Here is a 24054-nt window from a genome sequence, read left to right on the forward strand (position 1 = left end):
ACAGCGCGCCCGTCCCAAACGCGACATGCCCAAGGACCTTGGGGAAAACTCGGGGGGCCTTCGAACCCTACAGCGCGGGCTTGAACACCATCAGGAAATACACGGCCACCATCGCCAGGAACGCCGGGTAGCCCAGGCCTTCCCACCACCGCGCAAAGCGCCAGTAGCGTGCGGGCAGCGTCGTGTTGCCGGCCGTGTGTGCGGCGCCCGCCATCTTGGCCATTTCGTATTGCAGCCACACCACCGGCAGCCAGCACGCGCCCGCCAGCAGGTAGAGCGCCATCGACGCCAAGATCCACGGCGTGTTCCATTGCCAGCCAGCCGCATGCGCTAGCCACAACCCCGACAAGGGCTGGATGACGACGGCGGGCGTGGTGAACCACAGGTCGGCGCGCACCACCAGTTTCGACACGGCGCTGATGGCCGGGATGTTGCCGGTGCGGTTGGTGAAGAACAGATAGAACGCCGTGCCAAAGCCCGTGCCCACGAGCAGCACCGACGAAAGAATGTGCAGGGTCTTGATGGTCAGGTACGGGTTCATGGCTTGGGTTCCTCGGTTAGCAGAATGAAGAGCAGCGCGACGACGGCGGCGTTTTTCAGGACCGGGCCGAACGGGTGCAACAGGAATTCGGGCAAGGCCACGGCGATGACGGCCGTGTACCCCAGCACCAGCGCCAACTGCGCGGCCCACAGGCGCCGGCCCGGCCACCAGAGCGTGGCGACGCCGAAGGCGAAGTCCAACCCGGCCGCCAGATACAACGCCGCCACCGCCGCGCCGCCATGCAGGCCAACCGGCTCCAGCAGCGCGAGGCTGCCCGTCACGGGATAGAGCCACGCGCTGCATAGCGCCGTCCAAAACCAGATCAGCGCCAGCGCAGCACGTAGCAGCGCAGGACGCCAAGCGGCTAACGCCTGATGGCGCAGCGCCAGCGCATCGGCAGGCGCGATGAAGGATGCAATGCCGGCGGGCGGGCGGCCCAACGCGTGAGTGGTGGCCGCCGCGTCGGCGGTGTTGCCGGCGCGCAGCATCCGCCACGTATCGCGCGTCAGCAAAGAGCCGGGCAGCCGGTTCAACAGCGTGGCCCCGGCTGACACCAGCCACGCGGGCACCGGCGCCTGCCAGGCCGGCGCGAAGTCCATGGATGCCCGGTACACCGCCAGCATCTGGCGAAACGTCACCTCCGTGCCGCCGACCAGGTCGAGCACGGCCCGGCCATCCGCATCGCCACGCAGCAAGCGGACGACGATCTCGGCCAGCTCGTTCACATGGATCGGACGCAACTGCTGATGGCCGCCTCCGGGCAGCAGATGCACAGGCACCGTCGCCAGCGCGCGGAAGAATCGCGCCGACGCGCCGTTTACGCCGTAGACGAGCGCCGGCCGCACGATGTGGTGCGCGATGGGCAGCGACTGCAAGTAATCGTCGGCGGCGCGCTTGCTTTGGAAGTAGGGCGTATTGCCATGCTCGGCGCCCAGCGCCGACAGTTGCACAATGTGCCGGACGCCCGCGCGCTGGGCGGCATCGAACAGGGCAATCGGCGCGCGCTGGTGGACGTTGTCAAACGAGGCATGGGCGCTTTCGATCAGGATGCCGACGGCGTTGATCACAACATGAATGCCGCGCAGCCGATCCGTCCAGGCGGCCGGGTCGGTGTCCGCCATGTAGTCGATGGCGATCTCGTCCGGCCCGGTTGGCACGCGCACGCCTTTCAGCACGCGATGGCCGTCGCGCGTCAAGGCCTCGCATATCGCCTGCCCAACAAAACCGTGGGCGCCGCAAACCAGGATGTTCATGCCGTTGCCTCGCTGGTTAAGTGATTTCTGAAATTTCTGTACAGACAGAAATAACAGAACAAAAAAAGGGCGCGGCTTTTCGCGCGCCCGGGGTGGCTACGCCTTGCCGCGCCGCATGGTCTTGCTGATCTTCGCGCCCATGCCCAGCGTCTTCATCAAGGTCTCAGGTTTCATCCGCAGCATCTCGTCCGACCAGGTCGTCAGGATTTCCAGGAACTCCAGCGTCTCGCGCACGCGTTGCTCGGTAGCGCGGCTTTCGTTTTCGATTTCCGGGCTGGCCAGGCTGTCGCGCAGCATGGTCAGCGTGGGGTCGATTTCGCGTTGCCGGCGGCCTTCGACGATGAGCTTGAACAGCTCCCAGATATCGGTCGACGTTTCGAAGTGGTCGCGCCGGTCTTCCATGACGTGGACCACGCGCGCCAGCCGCCACGCCTGCAACTCCTTCAGGCTGTTGCTGACGTTCGAGCGCGCAACGCCCAGCGTGTCGGCAATTTCTTCAGCGGGAACGGGGCGGCCCAGCAGATAGAGCAGGGCGTGGATCTGGGCGACCGTGCGGTTCACGCCCCAGCGCGAACCCATTTCGCCCCAGTGCAGGATGAATCGTTCGGCAATCGGTGTCAGTGTCATGGAAGCCACTGTAGGAGGTTTCTGTTATTTCTGTCAAGACAGAAATAACAGAAACCCGCCGCGTGCGCGATCAGTTCGCCGCCGCGCGCAGCGCCTTGGCCGCCTGCACCATGTTCGTCAGCGCCGGCAGCACTTCGCTCCATTGGCGGGTCTTCAGGCCGCAGTCCGGGTTCACCCACAGGCGTTCCGCCGGCACGCGTTCGGCCGCCAGCTTCATCAGCTTCACCATGTATTCCTCGTTCGGAATATTCGGCGAATGGATGTCATACACGCCCGGGCCGATTTCGTTGGGGTACTCGAAGCTCTTGAACGCGTCCAGCAATTCCATGTCCGAGCGGCTGGTTTCAATGGTGATCACGTCGGCATCCATGTCGGCAATCGACTTGATGATGTCGTTGAACTCCGAATAGCACATGTGGGTGTGGATCTGCGTGTCGTCCGTCACCCCGTTGGCGGCGATGCGGAACGATTCCACGGCCCAGTCCAGGTATTCCTGCCATTGCGCCTTGCGCAGCGGCAAGCCTTCGCGCAGCGCGGCTTCGTCGATCTGGATCACGTTGATGCCGGCCTTTTCCAAGTCCAGCACTTCTTCGCGGATGGCCAGCGCCAGCTGGTAGCACGAGACCGAACGCGGCTGATCGTCGCGCACGAACGACCAGTTCAGAATAGTGACCGGGCCGGTCAGCATGCCCTTCATGGGCTTTGTGGTCAGCGACTGCGCGTACTTGATCCACTCCACCGTCATGGCCTTCGGACGGCGGATGTCGCCAAACAGAATCGGCGGCTTCACGCAGCGCGAACCATACGATTGCACCCAGCCGAACTGGCTGAAGGCGTAGCCTTCAAGCTGCTCGCCAAAGTATTCGACCATGTCGTTGCGCTCGGCTTCACCGTGCACGAACACGTCCAGGTCCAGCGCTTCCTGTTCCTTCACGCAGCGGGCAATTTCAGCCTGCATGGCGGTCTTGTAGGCGGCGGCGTCCAGGCGGCCCGCCTTGAATTCGCTGCGAGCGTGGCGAATTTCCGCCGTCTGCGGGAACGAGCCGATCGTAGTGGTGGGGAACGCGGGCAGCTTCAGCCGTTCGGCTTGCCTGGCGGCGCGAACGTCGTAGGGGTTCTTGCGCTGGCCCAGCTTGGCATCCAGCTTGGCAATGGCGGCCTTCACCGCCGGATTGTTCACGCGCGGCGAGTGGCGGCGGGCGTCAACGGCGGCGGCATTGGCGGCCAGTTCGGCGCGCACGGCGTCGCGGCCTTGGTTCAGTGCGGTGGCCAGCACCGACAATTCGCCCAGCTTTTGCTTGGCGAATGACAGCCACGACTTGATCTCGCCATCCAGCTTCTGTTCGCTGTCCAGGTCCACCGGCACATGCAGCAACGAGCACGACGGCGCCACCCACAGGCGCTCACCCAGTTGCTTGGCGACGGGTTCCAGCCAGTTCAGCACGGCCGTCAGGTCGGTCTTCCAGATGTTGCGGCCGTTGATGACGCCCAGCGAGACCACGCTTTCCGCGGGCAGCGTGCGGATCAGCGCATCGACTTCGTCGCGGGCGTTGATGGCGTCCAGGTGCACACCCTGCACCGGCAGGCTGGCGGCCAGCGGCAGATTGCTTTGCAGTTGGCCGAAGTAGGTGGCCAGCAACAGCTTGACCTTGCCCGTGTTCAGCGCCTGATAGGCCTTTTTGAATGCGGCGTCCCAGCCGGCTTCCAGTTCCGTCACCAGGATGGGCTCGTCGATCTGCACCCACTCGACGCCTTCGGCGGCCAGCTTGGCCAGCAGCTCCACGTACACCGGCAACAGACGGTCCAGCAGCGCCAGCTTGTCGGAATCATCCTTGGCCTTGCCCAGCGCAAGATAGGTCACCGGGCCGATGATCACGGGCTTGGCTTTCACGCCTTGCGCGCGGGCTTCGGCCAGTTGTTCCAACAGGCGCGAGGCGTCCAGATTGAACGCGGTATCCGCCTTGAATTCCGGGACGATGTAGTGGTAGTTCGTGTCGAACCACTTGGTCATTTCGCCTGCGGCGACGCCGCCGCAGCACCCGGCGTGCGCTTCGGCGCCTTCAGCCGAACGGCCACGGGCCACGCGGAAATAGTTGTCCAGCACGTCGCCATGGAAGCCTTGGACGCGGCTGGGCAGGTTGCCCAGCGTGAAGCTCATGTCCAGCACCTGGTCATAGAAAGCGAAGTCGCCCACCGGCGCCAGATCCAGCGCCGATTGCAGCGCCCAGTTGATTTTGCGCTGCTCGGCGCCCACGGCCTTGAGCTCGTCGCGGCTAGAGAGCCCCTTCCAATACGATTCCAGCGCGAACTTCAGTTCGCGCTTTGCGCCGATGCGCGGGAAACCCAGATTATGAATACGTGCCACGACGACCCTCCTGCTGATTGATAGCGTGCTGCCATCGTAGGACGGTCGACGTATGAATAAAAATGGTAAGTTCTCATCAATCAATGAGTTTCATTCATGTGTCGCCGCGTGCGGCGCGTGGCCGATGGGCGGATCGACGAACTCTGCGCTTGCATGCACATCGACGATTTTTGCGATTTTGCGATTTGTGCAGATGGCGCCCCGCCCATCGCGATGAGCGGCAGCGCCATCCGAACCCGCCTAAGTGCGCGCCGGGTCCGTGCCGGCCTCCGCCTCTTCGCGCGCCTCAAGCTCGTTGCCCAGCACTTCGGAAGAATCGTCGTTGCTGGCCTCCGGTTGCAGGCGGCGGCGGGTATGGCCCGCGGCGCGGGCATCTTCGCCACTGCCCTCGTCCGGGCGATCGGGCTGCAACGTCACGTTGGCGGGCGGCGCATAGCCGCGCTTGTCCTGCCCGAAGTACACCACCGTGTGCGGATACGGCAGCTCGATGCCGGCCGCGTCGAAGTGCTTCTTCAACAGCCGGTTGTAGCCGCGCTGCACGGCCCACTGCATCCCGGGCGTGGTCTTGATCAGGATGCGGATGGTAACGCCCTTGTCGTTGACCGCGGTCACGCCGGCCACCGTCATCTCTTCCAGGATTTCAGGCCCCAGCACCGAGTCGGTCATCAGCTCGGCAAACGCCGCGCGCAGATGCTCGATGGCGTCGTCCACGCTTTCGCGATGCGCGATGGTGTATTCACCCAGGTGATACGAGAAATCGCGCATGTGGTTGGCCACCACGTCCACCGACGAGAACGGCACCAGGTGATACCCGCCGTCCAGCGTGCGGATGCCGACCGAGCGGATGGTCATCTTTTCCACGGTGCCGAACACGCCCGCGACTTGCACTACGTCGTTCTCGTTCATGCCGTTTTCAAGCTGGATGAAGACGCCAGTGATGATGTCCTGCACCAGCTTCTGCGCGCCAAAACCAATGGCAAGACCCACGACGCCAGCGCCCGCAATCAGCGGCCCGACGTCGATGCCGATCTGCGACAACAGCACCATCAGCGTCATCGTCACGATGACGATCAGCGCGGCGTTGCGAAACAGCGCCAGCAGCGTGCGCTCGCGCGCGCTGGGCATGCCGCGGCCTTCACTCTGGCTTAGCCGGTGCTCGATGATGCTGGCGATCACCGTCCAGGCCAGCGCCGCAATCAACAGCACGATGGCAATGTTCAGCACCATCTTGATGGCCGCGCCGCCCGCATCCGAGGCCAGCCAGCGCGACAGGTCGAACGCCTGCCACGCATCCAGAATCAGCAGCACCACAACGACGCGGATGATCCAGCCAATCACTTTCAAGATGGCCGGCACATAGGCGTTGACACGCGCCTCCAGCAGCGGCAGGCGCCGCCGCAGGTCGTCGGACAAGCGGATGGGCTTGGCCAGCACGGTGTTCAGCAGCAGGATCAGCAGGCTGCCAACCCCGATCACCAGCAGCGTCTGCGCGGTGGCGCGGGCCATGAAGGGCAGCGCATTTAGCGGGTCGATCTGGCTGACGATGAGCAGAATGGTGAAGTAGGCGATGCCCAGCACGTGCCAGATGCGCGACAGGAAGTGCAGCCGCGAACCCATGAACGTGGCTGCGGTGGCGGCGTGACGGTTCAGGCGATCGCGCACGGAATGGCGGTTCTGCCAGATGACGCGCACGGCGTACACATACACCGCCAACATGATGATCATGCTGGCCAGCCGCCCCAGCGCGGGCGACAGCGCGGCGGAGACCACGGGGTCGATCAGCAGCGTGCCGTAGCCGGCCGCCGCCACCACCCGAACCAGCCACGCGTTCCAGTACTTGGCCAATTCGTCGTTCATCGGCAAGAGCCGCAGATGCGGATGCCGCACGGCGAACACGGTGCGGATCACCACCTTCACAATTTCCACCGCCACGAAGGCTTGCAGGAACACGGCGGCAAGCGCGTCAAGCGTGCCGCGCCCGGGCGTGCTCCACAACGCCGCCGCACCGCCCGCCATGGCGGCCAGCAACACGACGCCCGCATCGATAGCGACCGCGCCGATGATCGCGCCCGCGCGCCGGGCCAGCACGCGCATGGAAGCCGGCCCGCGGCGCTTGGAAGGGGGGCGTGGGGCGGCCGCAGGGATGGGCGGGGGCGGCATGGGCGCCGTCTCGGTCTCGCAGCCATGCTCGGCCACCCAGCGGTCAATGCGCGTGTAGATCCGCATGGCGATCATGCGCAGCAAGATGAAGGCGATGATCGTGGCGACGGCCGCCAACAACAAGGGCAGCAACGCGCGGCTTGCGGTGCCGCTGTCCATGCGCAAGCTGCGCCCCGACGCCAGCGCGCGCATGTCGTCCACGCCCTGGCCCATGTCCGCGGCCACACCCGTCAGGAAACGCTGCACGCCATCCGCCATGCGTTCCTGTAGCCCGGGCGCTTCTGCTTTCTTGGCCGGCTCGGCCGCAGCGGCAGCGCGGGACGCCGCTGGCTTGTCCCCAGACGCCTGCGCCCGTAACTCGTCCACCAGCGCCTTGCGCGCCTCGGGGTTCTCCAGCAGATCCGCCAACGCGGCAGGCGTCAGCGCGGTCGCCGACGTGGCAGGCGGCTGCGGCTGCAACGGATTTGCCGCCACGGCCTGCGCCGGCCACAAGATCGATACGCAACTCAGCATCACCGCCAGCAGCAAGGCTGCCAGCCAGGGCCTCTCACGTCGTCGCCGCCAAAAAAGGGCGGCGTGTTGCAAAGGCGGGAAGGAATGGGATGCTGTCGTTGCGGATCGAACCACTAATAAATCTCCTCTACGATCAAGGCAAAAACGCGGCGCTAGATCGCGGCCGCAGCGTCGCTACGGGGTTGATGATAAAGCCTTGTGATGTTGGCAGTCGCTTGGGGTGGGGCGCGGCACAGGTGTTGCATGACGATGCCCGGCTGCATTTTGAAGGGAGAAATTGCAGTCTGAAATGGTGATGGCCGTCTGCGATTTGGCCGGGAGCGGCATGGATGTTCGGGTTTGCGCCGCCGTATTTGGTAATTGTCTGATTCTTGGTGGTGAGGTGGTCTGCGATCTAACAGTCTGCGTAGACTCGGGCCTGCCATCAATCGCCCTGCGACGTGGCCTCCCTGTCAACGCAAAAAATCAGGAAATAGACGCAACATGCTCAAGCGCTCCGCAAAGTGGATGGCCATCGCAATTTGCATGACACCGTTCGTGTGGGTAGTGTTTTTGTTCAATTGCAGGCCCACCGTGGCGCTACATTATTCGGCTGAGGCAACGGACTCGCTCGGTTATTTTCTCAACGACAATCATTCCATCACCAAGCGGGGATTGAAGCCGGGAGAATCCGTTAAGTACCCTACGGCGATGTTCCCTGAACCCGATATGTGGATATTGTTAACCTTCCCCTTCCAAAGCGATGACTTCCTAGAGATCACAAAACCCTTCAGCCGCATCGATGTGTTCATCGGGCCAGGGGCAAAGATAGAACGAACGGAAGTGCGCCACGGGTTCTTTGCTCGCTTTTGATCCGCATCAAGCTCGCGTTACGCGATGCCGTTGCAAGGTTATTGGCGCATTACGGCCCTGCTTGATGGGATACGGGTTGGATCACCTCGCAGATCACTTCGCGGATGGCCTCGCGCATCGCTTGCAAGTCCAACGCCCGGGCGGCGGCGGACAGCGGCATCTGCTCCAGTCCTTGAGCGACGCAGGCCGCGATTGCCTCGGGCGTAGCGGCGTCGCCCATCGCGTCGACCTCCGCGCGCGGCACGCTGATGACGACGTCTAGCGTTTCTTTCTTGGCGTAGTACTTCGCCGACGCCTCAACGCCCGGCCCGGCGCACGCCGAAATGCTGCCGCCCAGCCATAGTGTGATGTCCAGCGTTGCCAACCCCGGTACGGCAAGGGGCGCCAGTGCGGCCTTCAGCTTCGGGCGAAGCATGACGATGGCGGCCAGGCACCGGACGCCGGTTTCCGGGCCGCCCATTCTTCCATTCAATGTCACGTTCACCGTGGCTCCTGTCGATGTTTCGCCGCCCTTATTCCGCCGCCCTTGTCGCATCCCCCATCGCCTACAGTGGGTTGCCGCTACCAAGGCACCAGCGACAGCGCAAAAGAGACGGCGACGACGAGCGCGACGAGGGTCAGGATGTGTTTGGTTCGCATGCAGACTCCTAGGCAAGTGATGACGTTTCAACCGCGTCCTGCGTGGCTGGCGGGTTGCGCGAGCATGGCGATGACGCTTTCCAGCTGCTGCGGACTGTAGGGTTTCAGCAATTGGTGCACGCCGCTCAACCCCGCGCGGCTGCGGGCGTCAGCCAGCACGTCGCGCCCCGACGAGAACACGACGGCCAGCGTGGGCTGGCGGGTGCGCGCCCAGACGGCAAGGTCGATGCCGGAACCATCTGGCAGCCCGACGTCCGTCAGCAGGATGTCGATATGGTGCTGCAATAACCGTTCGCTTGCCTGTGCAGCGGTTGCGGCATGTATCACCTCATGTCCGAGGCTGCTGAGAATTTCTTCGGTCGTCAGGCGCACGGCCTCCATGTCCTCCACCAGCAGTACGCGCCTTGCCAACGCCGCGTTGGGCAGCGCGTCGCCTGCACTCAAACTCAAACCCGAAGCCGAAGTGGAAGCCGAAGCCGAAGCCGAAGCCGAAGCCGAAGTGGAAGCGTAAGCCGAAGCCGAAGCCGGGGGCCGTGCGCGCAGCATCTGGCGCAGCTTGCGCGCCAATGTGGCCGCGGTGTAGGGCTTGGACAGCAGCTCGATGCCTTCATCCAGCCGGCCGCCGTGGACGATGGCGTTGTCGGCGTAGCCGGATGTGAACAAGACGGCCAGCCGGGGCAGGCGTGCGCGGGCGCGCAGCGCGACGTCGCGGCTGCGCAAGGGGCCGGGCATGACGACGTCGGTAAACAGCAGGTCCACATTGACGCCGCTGTCGATGATGGACATGGCGCTTTGCGCGTCGGCGGCCTTGAGCACGCGGTAACCCAGGTCCACGAGCATGTCGACGACGGTGGTGCGCACGTCTTCATCGTCCTCTACCACCAGCACGGTTTCATCGCCGCCTTCGGCGTTGCTGGTGTCCAGTTCTATGACCGGGTCTTCGGCCTGAGTGGCGCGCGGCAAGTACAGGCGCACGGTGGTGCCCATGCCGGGCTCGCTGTAGATATTGACGTGTCCGCCCGTCTGCCTGACAAAGCCGTACACCATGCTCAACCCCAGCCCGGTGCCTTGGCCTTCGGGTTTGGTGGTGAAGAAAGGTTCGAATGCGCGCTGGACCAGTTCCTTGTCCATGCCGCAGCCGGTGTCGCTGACGGCCAGCATCACGTATTGGCCCGCGTGCACTTCGGCGTGGCGCGCGGCGTAGTCGTCATCCAGCAGCGCGTTGCCGGCTTCGATGGTGAGTTTGCCGTGGCCCTCCATGGCGTCGCGCGCGTTGATCGCCAGATTCAGCAGCGCGTTCTCGACCTGATACGGGTCGACTAGCGTGTTCCACAAGCCGCCCGAGATCACGGTTTCCACTTCGATGCCGTCGCCCACAATGCGGCGCAGCATGTCGTCAAAGCCACGCATGAAACGCCCCAGGTTGACGACCTTGGGCGCCAGCGGCTGCCGTCTGCCGAAGGCCAGCAGTTGCGAGGCGAGCTTCGCGCCGCGCTCCACGCCAGCCAAGGCATTGCGCGTGCGTTGCTGCGCGCGTTCGTCGCCGGCCAGACTGCGGCTGAGCAGCTGGAGATTGCCGCCGATCACCTGCAATAGGTTGTTGAAATCATGCGCGACGCCGCCGGTCAGTTTGCCCAGCGCCTCCATCTTTTGCGCCATGCGCAGCGCCTCTTCGGTTTCGCGCAGCGTTTGCGCGGCCACCTTGTCAGCGGTGATGTCCCGGCCCACGCCGTGGATGCTGTTGGATTCGGCGTCGAACGACCACATCCACGCCATCCATCGCCAGTCGTCATCGGCCGTGCGCAGCCGGTGTTCGGCGCGCAGGCTGCGCATGCCCCCGCGCAGCGCCTGAAACTGCGCCTGCGCTTGCAGCAGGTCGTCTGGGTGGAGCAGCGTGTCGTAGCGCTGGAACGCCAGCGCCGCTTCGGGATGGCCCAGCCATCGCGTCCACGAGGGGTTCAGGCGGAGCATCCGCCCCTGGCCGTCGGCAATGACGAAGAGATCGTCGCTGTGTTCCCACAAGCGGTCGCGCTCGGCGATGGCCTGATTGACGCGCAGTTCCAGCGTGCGGGCTTCTTCAGCCAAGCGCTTTTCGGTTTCCTGGCGCAGCGCACTCAGGCGCAGATTGCTGCTGACGCGCGCCAGCAATTCGCGCGCGGAAAAGGGCTTGATCAGGTAGTCGTCGGCGCCTGCGCGCAAGCCCTCGACCGAGGCTTCCTCGCCCGCGCGCGCCGATAACAGCAGCACGGGTATGGTCCGCAGCGCGGGGTCTTGGCGCAGCGCCGCAAGCAGGCCGAAGCCGTCCAGGCGCGGCATCATCACGTCGGACAACACCAGGTCAGGCCGGTGCTGGCGGGCGTGGGCAAGCGCGGCTTCACCATCCTTGGCGGTGTGAATGCGATAGTGCGCGGTGCGTAGCACCCGGCAGATATAGGCGCGCATGTCGTCGTTGTCGTCCACGACCAGAATCGTGCCCGGCGCGTCGGTCTCTGCGGTTTGGGGCTGTCCGGTTGATGCGCTTGGCGCGGTCCGGGCGGTTTCTGCGCCAGGCGTGTGCGGCAAGATCTGGGCCGCCAGCGCGTCGTCAAAGACGTTGGCGTCCGGGCCGGGGATATCGATGTAAGGGCGGGACGTGGAGCGTGCCGCCCCGGAACCGAGGGCGGTGGATGGCGCCGCGATGTCCAGCGCCGGCCCCAGCGGCAAACGCAGCGTGAAGGTCGTGCCCACGCCGGGCGTGCTGGCGACCGCGACCGAGCCGCCTTGCAGCTGCATGAATTCCTGAACCAGCGCCAGCCCGATGCCGCTGCCTTCGATGCTGCGGCCGTGTACGCCTTCCACCTGATGAAAGCGGTCGAACACGCGCGGCAATTCGCTTTCGGGGATGCCCATGCCCGTGTCGGAAATTTCCACAACGGCGGTTTCGCCATCCGGCGCCACGCTGGACGCAATCCGCACGCCGCCCCGATACGTGAACTTGTACGCGTTGGACAACAGGTTCAGGATCACCTTTTCCCACATGTCGCGATCCAGCATGACGGCGCGCGGCAAGGGCGGGCAGTCTACGTCCAGCGTCAGCCCGGCCTTTTCAAGCGATGACTGAAACAGCGAGGCCAGGTCCGCGGTGAAGGCAGAGATTTCGGTGGCGCGCAGGTCCAGCTTCACGCGGCCCGCCTCGATGCGTGAAAAATCCAGCAGCGTGTTGACGAGCTTGAGCAGGCGCTGGCCGTTGCGGTTGGCCATCTTCATCGCGCTTTGCAGGCGGGGCGGCACGTCGGGGTCGGTCAGCATGTCTTCCAGCGGCGCCAGCATCAGCGTAAGCGGCGTGCGGAATTCGTGGCTGATGTTTGAAAAGAATGCGGTCTTGGCGTGATCCACTTCGGCCAGCGCCTGCGCCCGCGCGCGTTCGTGCTCGTAGGCGCGGGCGTAGCGGATGGATGCGCCAATCTGCGCTGCGGCCAGCGTCAGGAATTCGCGGTAGTCGTCGGTAAAGAGACGTAGCGGATTGAGCGCGCTGATCAGCAGGCAGGCGGGTTCGCCTTCGCTGGACGGCAGGATGGGGATCAGCACGGCTTGGTCGGCGGGCCGGTCCCATATCGTCTTGGGCAGCGGCCCGCCAAACAGTCCTGCCAGATCGTCAATAAGCACGAGCGCGCCCGCGCGTAGCGCCTCGCCGCAAGGCCAGACGCCGCCGTCCAGCGGCAGCGTCTGGGGCGCGCCGGGGCTGTCTGGCTCGATGCCATAGGTGCCCACCAGTTCGGCCATGCCGGCGCTCGAGTCCACGGCGTAGAGCATGGCGAACGGGATGTCGTAAGCGTTGGCGGCAAAGGCTTGCGCGCTGAGTTCGCACGCCTGGCGCCACGTGGCTGACTGCGGCATAGCAATCGCCAATTCGCGCAGCAGGTTTTGCTGGCGGTCAGCGATGACGCGGCGGGTTTCGTCGCTATTCACGCAGATGATGCCGCTGGTGACGCCGTCATCGCCCGGCACGGGGCTGAACGAGAACGTGTAGTAGGTTTCTTCCGGATACCCGTTGCGCTCCATGATGAGCAGCTTGCGCTCTTCGTAGGTGCCTTCCGCGTCCGCCATGGCGGTTTGCAAGAGGGGTTCCATGTACGGCCAGATTTCGTGCCACACCAGGCGCGTGGGTTGCGCCATGGCGGCCGGATGCCTGCCGCCGATGATGGACAGATAAGGATCGTTATAGAAGAACAGCAGGTCTGGCCCCCATCCGATCCAGATAGGCTGGCGCGCGGTCAGCATGATGCGAAGCGCCGTCTTCAAACTGAGCGGCCAGCCTTCCGGTGAACCCAGCTCCGATCCCGCCCAGTCGTGTGCGCGGATGAGCGCGCCGGTCTGGCCGCCGCCGGCAAGAAAAGCCAGGGGGTCCGCTGAAGCGGAGGCGGGCGGGTGGTCGGACACGTTCAGATCCTTTTGTCGGTGGCCTGGCCGAATGGCGGGTGGCGGATCGGCATGAAAGTTGCGAGGTTTCGAAGTCGCGAAGTTGCGAAGTTGCGAAGTTGCGATTTCGACGCTACTTGTTATCCCGTTTTTCGTCTGAAACCGAACTTTAATTTCCACGTCGGAAGGTTTCGGCGGCTTCGGGGTATAACGTTTTTTCCACCGTTGCGGCGTTTGCTGCAATGCATCGGGAGCAAGCCATGCGTGACCTCGTGCAATTGCGGCCGGAAGGCCTGTATTGCCCCGCCGGGCGGTTCTATATCGACCCCTGGCGTCCGGTTGACGTGGCCGTGCTGACCCACGGCCACGGCGACCATGCCCGCGTGGGCATGGGCTGCTATCACACCAGCGCCGAAGGGCTGCCCATTTTGCAATGGCGGCTGGGCGACCAGGACTATCGCGTGCATGGGTACGGCGAAACGTTTGTGCTGGGCGACGCCCGCGTGTCCTTGCATCCCGCCGGCCATGTGTTGGGATCGGCCCAGGTGCGCATCGAGGCCGACGGCCAGGTCTGGGTCGTGTCCGGCGACTACAAGCGCCAGCCCGACCCCACGTGCAGCCCCTTCGAAGTGGTCGCCTGCGACACCTTCATCACCGAAGCCACGTTCGGCCTGCCCATCTACCGTTGGCCCAGCGCGGCCGACGTGGCGCGCGATATCGTCCAATGGCGCGACCACTGCGCCGCGCGCGGCGAGGCCGCCATCTTGTATTGCTACGCGCTGGGCAAGGCGCAGCGCGTGCTGGCCGAGCTGAAGCCCGTTATCGACCGGCCGGTGTTCTTGCACGGCGCCATTGCGGCCGGTGTGGACGTCTACCGGCGCGCAGGCATCGGCATGGCCGACACCCGGCTCGTCATGGAAGACGGCGGCAAGTCGGCAGCGGCAGGCACGGGGTTTGCTGGAGAGCTGATCCTGGCGCCGCCCTCGGCAGCCGGCAGCGCGTGGTTGCGGCGCTTTCGCAAGGCGCAGCACGGCTTTGCATCGGGCTGGATGCGGCTGCGCGGCAACCGCCGCCGCCGCAACATGGACCGCGGCTTTGTGGTGTCTGACCATGCGGACTGGCCGGATCTGTTGCGCACGATTCACGAGACCGGCGCGCGCCGTGTGATCGCTACCCATGGCGACACCGATGCGCTGGTCCGCACGCTGAACGAAGGCGGCGTGGCGGCCGAGACGCTGGCCACGCAGTATGGCGAGGATGACTGACGGCGCTGACCATCACCCCGGGAGACGGACCCCAGCATGAAGCGATTCGCGGCGTTGTATCAGGAACTGGACCGCAGTACCGCCACCCTGGATAAGCGGGCGGCGCTGGTGGCGTACTTCCGCGATGCGCCGCCGCGCGACGCGGTATGGGCGCTGTATCTGCTGGCGGGCGGTAAGGTCACCAGCGCGCGCCGCAAGATTGCGGCAGTGGGTGAAATGCGCGCATGGGCCGCCACGGCGTCGAACACCGCGCCGTGGCTGGTCGACGCCAGCTACGACCAAGTGGGCGATCTGGCGGAAACGCTTGCGTTGCTGATTCCCGATCCCGCACACGCCGCGCCGGAGCGCGGGCTGGCCGACTGGATTGAAGAGGTGCTGGTGCCCATCGCCAACCGCGACGAGGCCGAGCGCCGCGATGTCATCGTCAATGCCTGGCTGGGCTTGCCCTTTGACGAACGTCTGGTGTTCAACAAGCTCTTGACCGGTGCGCTGCGCGTGGGCGTGTCGCAACGCATGGTGCAACAGGCGCTGGCGGAAATGTCGGGCGTGCCCATTGCGCGCATCGCGCAGCGGATGTTGGGCGCCTGGTCGCCCAGCCCTGCGTTCCTGCGCGATCTGCTTAGCGCCGAGGAATTGCCGGGCGACCGTCAGCAGCCCTATCCCTTCTTTCTGGCCTCGCCGCTGGAAGGCGAACCCGACGCGCTGGGGGCCATCGGCGACTGGCTGGTGGAATGGAAGTGGGACGGCATCCGCGCGCAGTTGATCCGGCGGCATGGCGAAGTGGCGTTGTGGTCGCGGGGCGAGGAACGGCTGGATGGCCGCTTTCCCGAAGTGGAGGCCGCCGCCGCCGCGTTGGATGTGGACTGCGTGCTGGATGGCGAACTGCTGGCGTGGCAAGACGACACCGCCGCACCCATGCCGTTCTCGGCCTTGCAGACCCGCATTCAACGCTTGAAGCCCGGACCCAAATGGTTGGCCGACGCGCCGGTGCGCCTGCTGGCGTATGACCTGCTGGAATTGAACGGCGCCGATCTGCGCGACCTGCCGCAGGCAGAACGGCGCCGCCAACTGGAAGCCCTGTTGCTGAGGCATCCAGACCCGCGCCTGCGCCTGTCGCCTTTGGTGAGCCTGGCGGACTGGGACGAGGCCCGGGCGTTGCGCGATGAATCCCGCGAGCGCGGTGTGGAAGGCTTCATGCTGAAACGCCGCAACGCCCCGTATCAAAGCGGCCGGCGGCGCGGAGACTGGTGGAAATGGAAGATCGACCCCCTCACCATCGACGCCGTGCTGCTGTATGCGCAGTCGGGCCATGGCCGGCGCAGCACGCTCTACACCGATTACACGTTTGGGCTGTGGCAGGGCGATGCGCTGGTGCCCATCGCCAAGGCGTACTCCGGTTTGGACGACAAGGAAATTCTGGAGCTGGACCGCTGGCTGCGTGCGCACACGCGCGAGCGCTTTGGCCCGGTGCGGTCGGTGGAACCCGTGCAGGTCTTTGAGCTGGGCTTTGAAGGCGTCAACCTGTCCAAGCGCCACAAGTCCGGCGTGGCCGTGCGCTTTCCGCGCATTCTGCGTTGGCGCCATGACAAGCCGGCCGATCAGGCAGACCAGCTGGACACGCTGAAGGCGTTGGCGCGATGAGCGCCGGGCCACGGGGCCGCGATGCGCCGCTGCTCGCCTGGTTTGCGGCGCGCGGCTGGAAGCCTGCGGCGTTTCAGCGTGAAACCTGGCGGCGCTATCTGGCCGGCGAATCGGGCCTGCTGCACACGCCCACCGGCAGTGGCAAAACGCTTGCCGCGTTTGGCGGACCCTTGCTGGAAGCGTTGCAACAGCCCTTGGCGGATCAAGGCGACGCTCGCCCCGCGGCGGGCAGCGGGCCGCAGGTGCTGTGGATAACCCCGTTGCGCGCGCTGGCCACCGATACGACGCGCGCTTTGGCGCAAACCTCGGCGGAATTGGGACTGGACTGGACCGTCGCCATGCGCACCGGCGACGCCAGCGCGCGCGACAAACGGCTGGCGCGTCAGGGCAAGGCGCAGGTGCTGGTGATCACGCCTGAATCGCTGGCGCTGCTGCTGTCGTACGCGGATGCGTCCAGCCGCTTTCGGGCGTTGCGTTGCATCGTGGTCGATGAATGGCACGAACTGCTGGGCAACAAGCGCGGCGTGTTGTTGCAGCTGTGTCTGGCGCGGCTGGCGCGCTTATCGCCGGCTGCGCGCACGTGGGGCTTGTCGGCCACCTTGGGCAACCTGGAAGAGGCGCGCGCGGTGCTGCTGCCCCGCGCGCCAGACAGCCCGTTGGTGGCGGGCGCGCGGCCCCGCAAGATGAGCGTCACGACCTTGCTGCCCGAACGCAACGCCCGCCTGCCGTGGGCCGGGCATCTGGGCTTGTCGCAATTGCCGCGCGTGTTCAAGCGCCTGTTCGATGTGCGTGCGTCGTTGCTGTTCACGAACACGCGCGCGCAGGCAGAGCTGTGGCACCGGGCGTTGGAATCCATCTGGCCGGAAGACCTGTCCACGCTGGCGCTGCACCACGGGTCGCTGGACCCCCGGCTGCGCGCCGCAGCCGAGCAGGGCTTGCGCGATGGCGCCATCCGCTGCGTGGTGGCGACGTCCAGCCTGGACCTGGGCGTGGACTTTCCCGCCGTGGATCAGGTGTTGCAGATTGGCAGCCCCAAAGGCGTCGCCCGCCTGCTGCAACGCGCCGGCCGCGCCAAACATCGGCCGGGCGAATCGGGCCACGTGATTTGCGTGCCGGCGCAGGCGCTGGAACTGATTGAATATGCCGCCGCACGCCAGGCCATCGCGCGTGGCGAAATCGAATCGCGCACGCCGCCGCGAGGCAGCCTGGACGTGCTGGCCCAGCATGCGGTGACGCTGGCGCTGGGCGGGGGATTCGATCGGGACGAGCTCTACCAGGAAGTGCGCGGCACACACGCGTACGCGGGGCTGGACGCGGCCACGTGGCAAGCGGTGCTGGACTTCATCGTGCAAGGCGGCCGCGCGCTGGCCAAGTACCCGGACTTTCATCGGGTGGTGCGGGATGACGACGGCTGCTATCGCGTGCATGACCGCCGCATCGCGCTGCGCCATCGCTTGTCCATCGGCACCATCACCGCCGATGGTGCGGTGTCGGTGAAGTATTTGCGCGGCGGCGGCCTGGGGTCGGTGGAAGAGGGGTTTCTGGCGCGGCTGCGTCCGGGTGACCGCTTTCAATTCGCGGGCCGCACGCTGGAGCTTGTCAGGCTGGAAGGCATGACCGCTTACGTTCGGCGCGCCAAGGGCGGCGATGGGCCGGTGGCCACGTGGCAGGGCGGGCGCATGCCCTTGTCCACGCAATTGGCGCGCGAAGTGCAAAGCCTGTACGCCGAGCCCGGCACGCACCCTGAGATGCGCGCAGTCGAGCCGCTCTTGCGCATTCAGGAGCAGGCCAGCGCGTTGCCGCAACCCGGGCGTCTGGTGGCCGAACGCATCGGCACGCGGCGCGGCATGCATCTGTTTTTGTTTCCGTTTGCGGGCAGGGCGGTGCACGAAGGCATGGCGGCCATGATGGCGTTGCGCTGGGGCAGGCAGCAGGCGAACACGTTTTCCTACACCGTCAATGATTACGGCCTGATGCTGACGCTGGCCGAACCCGCTGCGCTGGATGACGCCTTGTTGCGGCAATTGCTCAGCCCGGATGGCATGGCGGATGACTTGCGCGATGGCGTCAACCTGGGTGAGCTGGCGCGCCGCCAGTTCCGCGAAATTGCGCGGGTCGCCGGCTTGTTGACGCCGTCTTTGCCGGGCCGCGCCGCGCGTTCATTGCGTCAGGTGCAAGCGTCAAGTGGTCTGCTCTATGACGTGCTGCGCCGCTACGATCCTGACCACTTGTTGTTGGCGCAGGCCGAGCGCGAGGTCTTTGAATTGCAGCTGGAAGCGCCGCGGCTGATGGCGGCGCTGCGCGATTGCCAAACGCGCACGCTGGCGCTGACGGAACCGCGCGCGTTGACGCCATTGTCGTTTCCGCTATGGACGGAAAGCTTGCGCGGCCAGCTCAGCACCGAGACGTGGCAAGCCCGCGTGCGACGCGCCGCCGAACAACTGGAAAAGCGCTATGCCCGACTCGCGTGACGCTGCGTTGAACATCGTGCTGGCGGGTGAGGCCGTTGTGTTGCTGGGCGAACGCGCCCTGTTCTGGCCCGCGCGCGCGCGCTTGGTCATCGCAGACTTGCACCTGGGGAAAAGCCATGTGTTCCGCCGCGCGGGCATCGCCGTGCCGCGCGGGGCGACGCAGGAAGACTTGCAGCGTGTGGCGGCGTTGGTCTTGGCGACGGCGGCGCGCGAATTGTGGGTGGTGGGTGACGTGCTGCATGGCCCGGCGTCGCAAGCCGCCTGGCGCGACGTGTGGTTGCAGTGGCGGCAGGCGCACGCGGCGCTGGACGTGGCGGTGCTGGCGGGCAATCACGACCGCGCCTTGGATGGCGCGGCGTTGGGCATGCGCGAATTGGGCGAGGCGCAAGCCGATGGCCCGTTCCTGTTTCGCCATCTGCCGCAGCCTGATGCGCTAGGCCGCCATGTGATTGCGGGCCACGTGCATCCCAAGACCCGCATTCCGGGGGTGCCGCGCAGTTGGCCAGCGTTTTGGATGCGGCCGGGCATGACGGTGCTGCCGGCGTTTTCCGATTTCACGGGCGGGCATGCGGTGGGCTGGGAACCAGGCGCGGGGCTGGTGGCGTGCGTGGAGGGCGCGGCGGTGCCGTTGGGACGCGTCCCGCCCGATCCGCCCGGCTAGGCCTGATCCATTGCGCGTGCGGCAGGGGTTCCGCTTCAGGCACGAGGCTTGCTGTATTGGGTGCACCTATCGCCTCATCACCCCCCATCACTCCCACCAGCCCGCCACCCGCCCGCCATGACTGACCGCCCCGGCTTCGTCTCCTTGTTGGAAACCCCGCTGCATTCCATCCGCCAACTATTGGCCGATGCGCACGCGCCGGTCGACCCCGGCGCTTGGTTGCGTGCGTTGGTGGACCACGGCTACGACCAACTGCCGCTGCCGGGCGGGGGCGACACGCTGGGCCGCTGGCAGGTGCTGGCGCGCGTGGCGGCGGCGGATCTCAGCCTGGCCAAGCTCTTTGAAGGACATACCGACGCGCTCGCCATTCTGGCCGAACTGGCAGCGCCTGCGGGCGAGCCCCGCGCTCGGCTGTGGGGCGTGTGGTGCGCGGAACCGCCTAGCCATCGGCTGGCCATCGTGCCAGGGCCGGCCGGTTCCGCGATGCTGCGCGGCGCCAAGGCGTGGTGCTCCGGTGCGGGCGTGTTGACGCATGCGCTGGTCAGCGGCTGGAACCCCGCGGGCGAGCCTTGCTTGGCGGCGGTGGCGCTGGACCAGCCGGGCGTCACCATCACGGAGCAAGGCTGGCACGCCGTGGGCATGCGGGCGTCAGGCAGCGTCGATGTGGTGTTCGACGACGCGTCGGCCATATGGGTGGGCCCGCCCGGCGCCTATGTGCACCGGCCGGGCTTTTTGCATGGCGGCGCGGGCGTGGCGGCGTGCTGGTACGGCGGAATGACCCGGGTGGCAGATACCCTGCTTGCCGCACTACCCGGCGGTTCTGCGGATACGCATCGGCTGGCGCATCTGGGCGCAATCGACGTCGCCATGGTGCAGGCGCGCGCGGTGCTGCGTGAGGCCGCCGCCGATATCGACGCGCATCCTCGCGACGCGTGCGCGCTGTCGTGCGCCCGGGCTCGTCTGGCCGTGGAGTCGGCTGCGGCGCAGGTGCTGGAACGCGCGGGCCGGGCGCTTGGCGCGGGGCCGCTCTGCCGCAACGCCGCCTTCGCGCAGGTGATGGCCGACCTGCCGGTATTCATCCGGCAAAGTCATGCCGAACGTGATCAGGCGGCGCATGGCGCTGCAATCCTCAAGCAGGAGACCCCATGGGCGCTATAGACACGCATCATTTCGAACATCTGTACCGCGCGCATGCCGACCCCTGGCATGTGGCCAGCGCCTGGTATGAACGCCGCAAGCGCGAACTGTTGCTGGCCACGCTGGGCCGGGAAAACTATCTGCATGCGTTTGAGCCGGGCTGCGGCAACGGCGAGATGACGCGCCGTCTGGCGGCACGCTGTACACGGCTGTGCGCGGTGGATGTCGCCAGCGCGGCCATCGGCCGTTGCCGGGCGCGCCTGGCCGCCGACGGCATCCGCCATGTCGACGTCATGGCCTTGGACCTGCCCTGGGAATGGCCGCCGATACCGCCGGGCGGCTTCGACCTGATCGTGGTGTCTGAGGTGGCGTACTACCTGGATGATGCGGCGCTAACGCAATTCCTGCATGCGGTGGATGCGTCGCTGGCCAGCGGCGGCGAGCTGATCGCCTGCCACTGGCGCCCGGACTTCAATGACCGCGTGCAATCCACCGACGTCGTGCATGACACGATGGCGGCGCTGCCCGGACTCGCCGCGCAAGCGCAGCATCGCGAAGACGCATTCCGCCTGGATCTTTGGCGCAGGCAATCCTAGGGAGCGAACCATGATCGGAATCTGCATCCCCGCGCACAACGAAGAGAAGGCCATCGCCACCTGTTTGCGCGCCGTCACCCGGGCGGCGCGGCATCCCGGCCTGCGCGCGGAGCCGGTGAATATTGTGGTGGTGCTGGACCACTGCTGCGACCGCACCGCCACGGTGTCGGCCGCGTGGCCCGTGCATTGCCTGAGCATCCAAGCCCGCAACGTGGGCGTGGCGCGCGCAATGGGCGCGCAGCATCTGCTGGATGCGGGCGCGCGCTGGCTGGCCTTTACCGACGCCGACACCCGCGTGTCCGCCGGCTGGCTGGTGGACCAGCTTTCGTTGCAGGCGGAAGTCGTATGCGGCACGGTGGCCGTGTCGGGCTGGGCCGCGCATGGTGTGCACGCGGCATCCGCGCGAAATCGGTTTGCGCAGCACTACCAGGACCGCGACGGCCACCGCCACGTGCACGGCGCGAACCTGGGCATTGAAGCGAACGCGTATCGCCGCATCGGCGGCTTCGCCGCGCTGTCGTGCAGCGAAGACCAGGCGCTGGTCGACAAGCTGGAAGAAGGCGGCGCGCGCATCGCATGGACGAGCCTGCCGCGCGTTACGACCAGCGCACGTCCCTATTCGCGCGTTGAAGGCGGCTTCGCCAGCGCGCTGCGGGAAGGGTGGAATCAGCCCGGGCAAACCGGCTGAAGCCGCAGCCTATCGCGGTGCTTCCGCGATACCTCCGCGATATTTCGGCGGTATTTCCGCGATAGTTTCGCGGTATTTCGGCGGTAATTTTGCGGTACTTCCGCGGTACTTCTTACCCCGCTTGTAAGAACTGCCGGGCGCACTACCGCCATGAACATCGGAGCGCCGAAGGGGCGGGTTCGGGCGTGGTCGGCGCCGGCCATCCGGCACACCACTTGCTGCGCGAATGGCTGAGTTCGCCCGCGCGGCACCTCTGCGCAGGCGCGGCTGCACACCCCTTCAAGGAGGCTGAATATGAACCGAGACCAACGATATCCATGGCGTGACGACGATGATCGCAACCGCAACGTCGGCCACGACGCAGGCGTCCCGCTCGCCCGCGACCCGTACCGCCAGGCGCAGCAACGGGGTCGCCACAGTGGCGACGCGCCGCGAGACCCCGCCTGGGACGCGCGCAGGCAGCAACACGCCGGCAACCAGGAACCCTGGCGCGACCCGGCCCCGTCATACGGCTACCAAGGCGAAGGCACGAGCCGCGCGCCCGGTACGCGGGAAACGCGTGACCGTGTACGCAGCCGCAGCGCCGACCCCGGCCAAAGCAGCTATGGCGGCTTCAGCGGTCAAGACCCGTCTTACCAGCGGGAACAGGTATACGGATCGCGCCAGCCGGCCTATAGCGGCCCCACTTCTTACGGCGACGACGAAGGCGGTTACTACGGCGACCGCCCGCAGTGGGCGGATGAGCCCGAGGCCTCTTTTGAGACCGCCGAGCGCGGCGGCTACAACCGCGGGCCGACCGCATGGCGCGACCGAGGCTCCCGGCGCACCGACCCCAAAGGCTATACGCGCACCGACGAACGCGTGCGCGAAAACGTCTGCGAACACCTGGCGCACAGCGGCCTGGATGTCAGCGATGTGTCGGTGGCCGTGGCCGATGGCTGCGTCACGCTGGAAGGCACCGTGCGCGACCGCCGCACCAAGCATCGCATCGAAGACTGCGCGGATGCGTGCGTGGGCGTGCAGGACGTGGATAACCGGATTCGCGTTGCCGGCGCGGCGGAAAAGGGGGCGGCTCCCACCTGACGCCGCCCCGTCAGCGCCGTCAGGCTACCAATCGGTAAGCCAGGGCAAGCGTCAACAATATGGCGCTGCCCAGCATCCAGAAAGCCGCCGCCAGCGCGATGGCGGGCGGCACCCGCAGCGGGCGGGGGGCTTTCTGATGCAGGGCGATGGGCATCGCCGGGACTCTGATCGGCGGCAGCACCGCGCCGACGCGAATATCCGTCAGCACGCTGTCATTGGCCGCTTTCGGCGTGGGGGCGGAGGCAACCGTTCTAAATTGCGGCGCCAGGGGGACAGTGATGATGTTGCCGACCGGAGTCGACGTCAGGAGAGGTTCGGGCGAGTTCATGGCAGTCTCGGCGGTTGAGCAATACCACAGTGGGTTGGAGGGAATGGGGCCAGTTAGCACAGCAAGCCGCTACAGCAAGCCGCTACAGCAAGCGATTACGGCAAGCGGCTACAGCAAGCGGCGTGCCTGAGCCTGCCGCGTTGGGCCGGCCGTGGCATGGCGATTGCTGAACACCTTGCGCAAAGGACTCAACCAACACAGGGAACTACCATGGCGACACTCGATGATCTCAACGTAGCAATGCTGGCCGTCGACGGGTTTGAACAAGTCGAATTGACCGGGCCGCGCCACAGCCTTCAGGCCGAAGGCGCGCGCACCGTGCTGGTGTCGGCCCGCACCGATCCCATTCTGGGCATGCATCACGACAAACCGGGCGACCGCTTTCCGGTTGACCTGACGTTTTTGCAGGCGGCCACCGAACCCGAGGTGTTCGATGCGCTGCTGCTGCCCGGCGGCGTGGTCAACGCCGATGAAATCCGCATGCACCCCAAGGCGCAGGAGTTCGTGCGCGCGATGTTCGACGCGGGCAAGCCCGTGGCGGTGATCTGCCACGGCGCATGGCTGCTGATCTCGTCAGGCGTCGTCCGCGGCCGCAAGATGACCAGCTGGCCGTCCTTGCAGGACGACCTGAAAAATGCCGGCGCCGAATGGGTGGATCAGGAAGTGGTGGTGGATGGCGCGTTGGTCTCCAGCCGCAAGCCCGACGACATCCCGGCGTTCAACCGCGCCTTTATCGAGGTGTTGCAGGCGGCAAAACGCTAGGGGAAGGACCCGCGCGGGGAATGCCGTAACCCGCTAGGGGAATGCCGTAACGCGATGCCCAGCATGGATGCAAA

18 protein-coding genes are annotated in these 24054 nt (G+C 66.1%); 10 read left to right on the plus strand and 8 right to left on the minus strand.

All coding sequences use genetic code 11. The features are described 5' to 3' along the window. Nucleotides 1–67: 67 nt before the first annotated feature. From ACFZAI_RS04395 to ACFZAI_RS04415, 5 genes are all read right to left on the minus strand, one after another. Nucleotides 68–541, minus strand: a complete 474-nt coding sequence (locus ACFZAI_RS04395; protein ID WP_391565759.1) for a DUF2269 family protein — start codon at nt 539–541, stop codon at nt 68–70. Beyond that, nucleotides 538–1794, minus strand: a complete 1257-nt coding sequence (locus tag ACFZAI_RS04400) for an SDR family oxidoreductase (protein ID WP_391565760.1) — start codon at nt 1792–1794, stop codon at nt 538–540. Before ACFZAI_RS04400 ends, ACFZAI_RS04395 begins: the two co-directional genes overlap by 4 nt. 96 nt (nt 1795–1890) lie before the next feature. Beyond that, nucleotides 1891–2421 carry a GbsR/MarR family transcriptional regulator gene (locus tag ACFZAI_RS04405; protein ID WP_175170225.1) on the minus strand — a complete coding sequence of 177 codons (531 nt, stop codon included), beginning with the start codon at nt 2419–2421 and terminating at the stop codon, nt 1891–1893. Nucleotides 2422–2491: 70 nt separating this feature from the next. Next, complete coding sequence (metE, locus tag ACFZAI_RS04410; RefSeq protein ID WP_391565761.1) at nt 2492–4786, minus strand: 5-methyltetrahydropteroyltriglutamate--homocysteine S-methyltransferase; 2295 nt, start codon at nt 4784–4786, stop codon at nt 2492–2494. A 240-nt stretch (nt 4787–5026) separates the two neighbouring features. Beyond that, nucleotides 5027–7459 (minus strand): mechanosensitive ion channel domain-containing protein, encoded by a 2433-nt coding sequence (locus ACFZAI_RS04415; protein ID WP_391565762.1) that lies wholly within the window; start codon nt 7457–7459, stop codon nt 5027–5029. Between the two features lie 483 nt (nt 7460–7942). Between ACFZAI_RS04415 and ACFZAI_RS04420 the strand changes: the two genes are divergently transcribed. Next, the gene (locus tag ACFZAI_RS04420) at nt 7943–8311 is read left to right on the plus strand and encodes a hypothetical protein (protein ID WP_391565763.1); all 369 of its coding nucleotides are present in this window, start codon (nt 7943–7945) and stop codon (nt 8309–8311) included. 49 nt (nt 8312–8360) lie between these two features. Here the strand turns inward: ACFZAI_RS04420 and ACFZAI_RS04425 are convergent, their stop codons facing one another. Then, the gene (locus ACFZAI_RS04425) at nt 8361–8795 is read right to left on the minus strand and encodes a hypothetical protein (protein WP_391565764.1); all 435 of its coding nucleotides are present in this window, start codon (nt 8793–8795) and stop codon (nt 8361–8363) included. Between the two features lie 182 nt (nt 8796–8977). Further along, the gene (locus tag ACFZAI_RS04430) at nt 8978–13369 is read right to left on the minus strand and encodes a response regulator (protein WP_391565765.1); all 4392 of its coding nucleotides are present in this window, start codon (nt 13367–13369) and stop codon (nt 8978–8980) included. A 239-nt stretch (nt 13370–13608) separates the two neighbouring features. Between ACFZAI_RS04430 and ACFZAI_RS04435 the strand changes: the two genes are divergently transcribed. The 8 genes from ACFZAI_RS04435 (at nt 13609) to ACFZAI_RS04470 (ending at nt 22890) form a co-directional block, all read left to right on the plus strand. Then, complete coding sequence (locus tag ACFZAI_RS04435) at nt 13609–14613, plus strand: ligase-associated DNA damage response exonuclease (protein ID WP_391565766.1); 1005 nt, start codon at nt 13609–13611, stop codon at nt 14611–14613. A 36-nt stretch (nt 14614–14649) separates the two neighbouring features. Next, nucleotides 14650–16254 carry an ATP-dependent DNA ligase gene (locus ACFZAI_RS04440; RefSeq protein ID WP_391565767.1) on the plus strand — a complete coding sequence of 535 codons (1605 nt, stop codon included), beginning with the start codon at nt 14650–14652 and terminating at the stop codon, nt 16252–16254. After that, nucleotides 16251–18725 carry a ligase-associated DNA damage response DEXH box helicase gene (locus tag ACFZAI_RS04445; RefSeq protein WP_391565768.1) on the plus strand — a complete coding sequence of 825 codons (2475 nt, stop codon included), beginning with the start codon at nt 16251–16253 and terminating at the stop codon, nt 18723–18725. The genes ACFZAI_RS04440 and ACFZAI_RS04445 overlap by 4 nt, the downstream gene beginning before the upstream one ends. Next, nucleotides 18709–19386, plus strand: coding sequence for a ligase-associated DNA damage response endonuclease PdeM (pdeM, locus tag ACFZAI_RS04450; protein WP_391565769.1), 678 nt, complete (start codon nt 18709–18711; stop codon nt 19384–19386). The genes ACFZAI_RS04445 and pdeM overlap by 17 nt, the downstream gene beginning before the upstream one ends. A gap of 117 nt (nt 19387–19503) precedes the next feature. Then, nucleotides 19504–20544, plus strand: a complete 1041-nt coding sequence (locus ACFZAI_RS04455) for an acyl-CoA dehydrogenase (RefSeq protein ID WP_391565770.1) — start codon at nt 19504–19506, stop codon at nt 20542–20544. Next, the gene (locus ACFZAI_RS04460) at nt 20532–21119 is read left to right on the plus strand and encodes a class I SAM-dependent DNA methyltransferase (RefSeq protein ID WP_391565771.1); all 588 of its coding nucleotides are present in this window, start codon (nt 20532–20534) and stop codon (nt 21117–21119) included. Before ACFZAI_RS04455 ends, ACFZAI_RS04460 begins: the two co-directional genes overlap by 13 nt. 10 nt (nt 21120–21129) lie before the next feature. After that, entirely contained in the window at nt 21130–21807 is a 678-nt protein-coding gene (locus ACFZAI_RS04465) for a glycosyltransferase (RefSeq protein WP_391565772.1), read from the plus strand. 294 nt (nt 21808–22101) lie between these two features. Beyond that, on the plus strand, nt 22102–22890 hold the full coding sequence (locus ACFZAI_RS04470) for a BON domain-containing protein (RefSeq protein ID WP_391565773.1): 789 nt from the start codon (nt 22102–22104) through the stop codon (nt 22888–22890). 19 nt (nt 22891–22909) lie between these two features. Here ACFZAI_RS04470 and ACFZAI_RS04475 read toward each other — a convergent pair whose 3' ends face one another. Further along, nucleotides 22910–23218 carry a hypothetical protein gene (locus tag ACFZAI_RS04475; RefSeq protein ID WP_391565774.1) on the minus strand — a complete coding sequence of 103 codons (309 nt, stop codon included), beginning with the start codon at nt 23216–23218 and terminating at the stop codon, nt 22910–22912. 210 nt (nt 23219–23428) lie between these two features. On the opposite strand from ACFZAI_RS04475, the gene ACFZAI_RS04480 reads away from it, so the two are divergent. Continuing rightward, nucleotides 23429–23980, plus strand: a complete 552-nt coding sequence (locus ACFZAI_RS04480) for a type 1 glutamine amidotransferase domain-containing protein (protein WP_391565775.1) — start codon at nt 23429–23431, stop codon at nt 23978–23980. Nucleotides 23981–24054 lie beyond the last annotated feature (74 nt).

Origin of the sequence: Achromobacter sp. NPDC008082, assembly GCF_042957345.1 — a bacterium.
Lineage (GTDB): Bacteria > Pseudomonadota > Gammaproteobacteria > Burkholderiales > Burkholderiaceae_B > Achromobacter > Achromobacter kerstersii_A.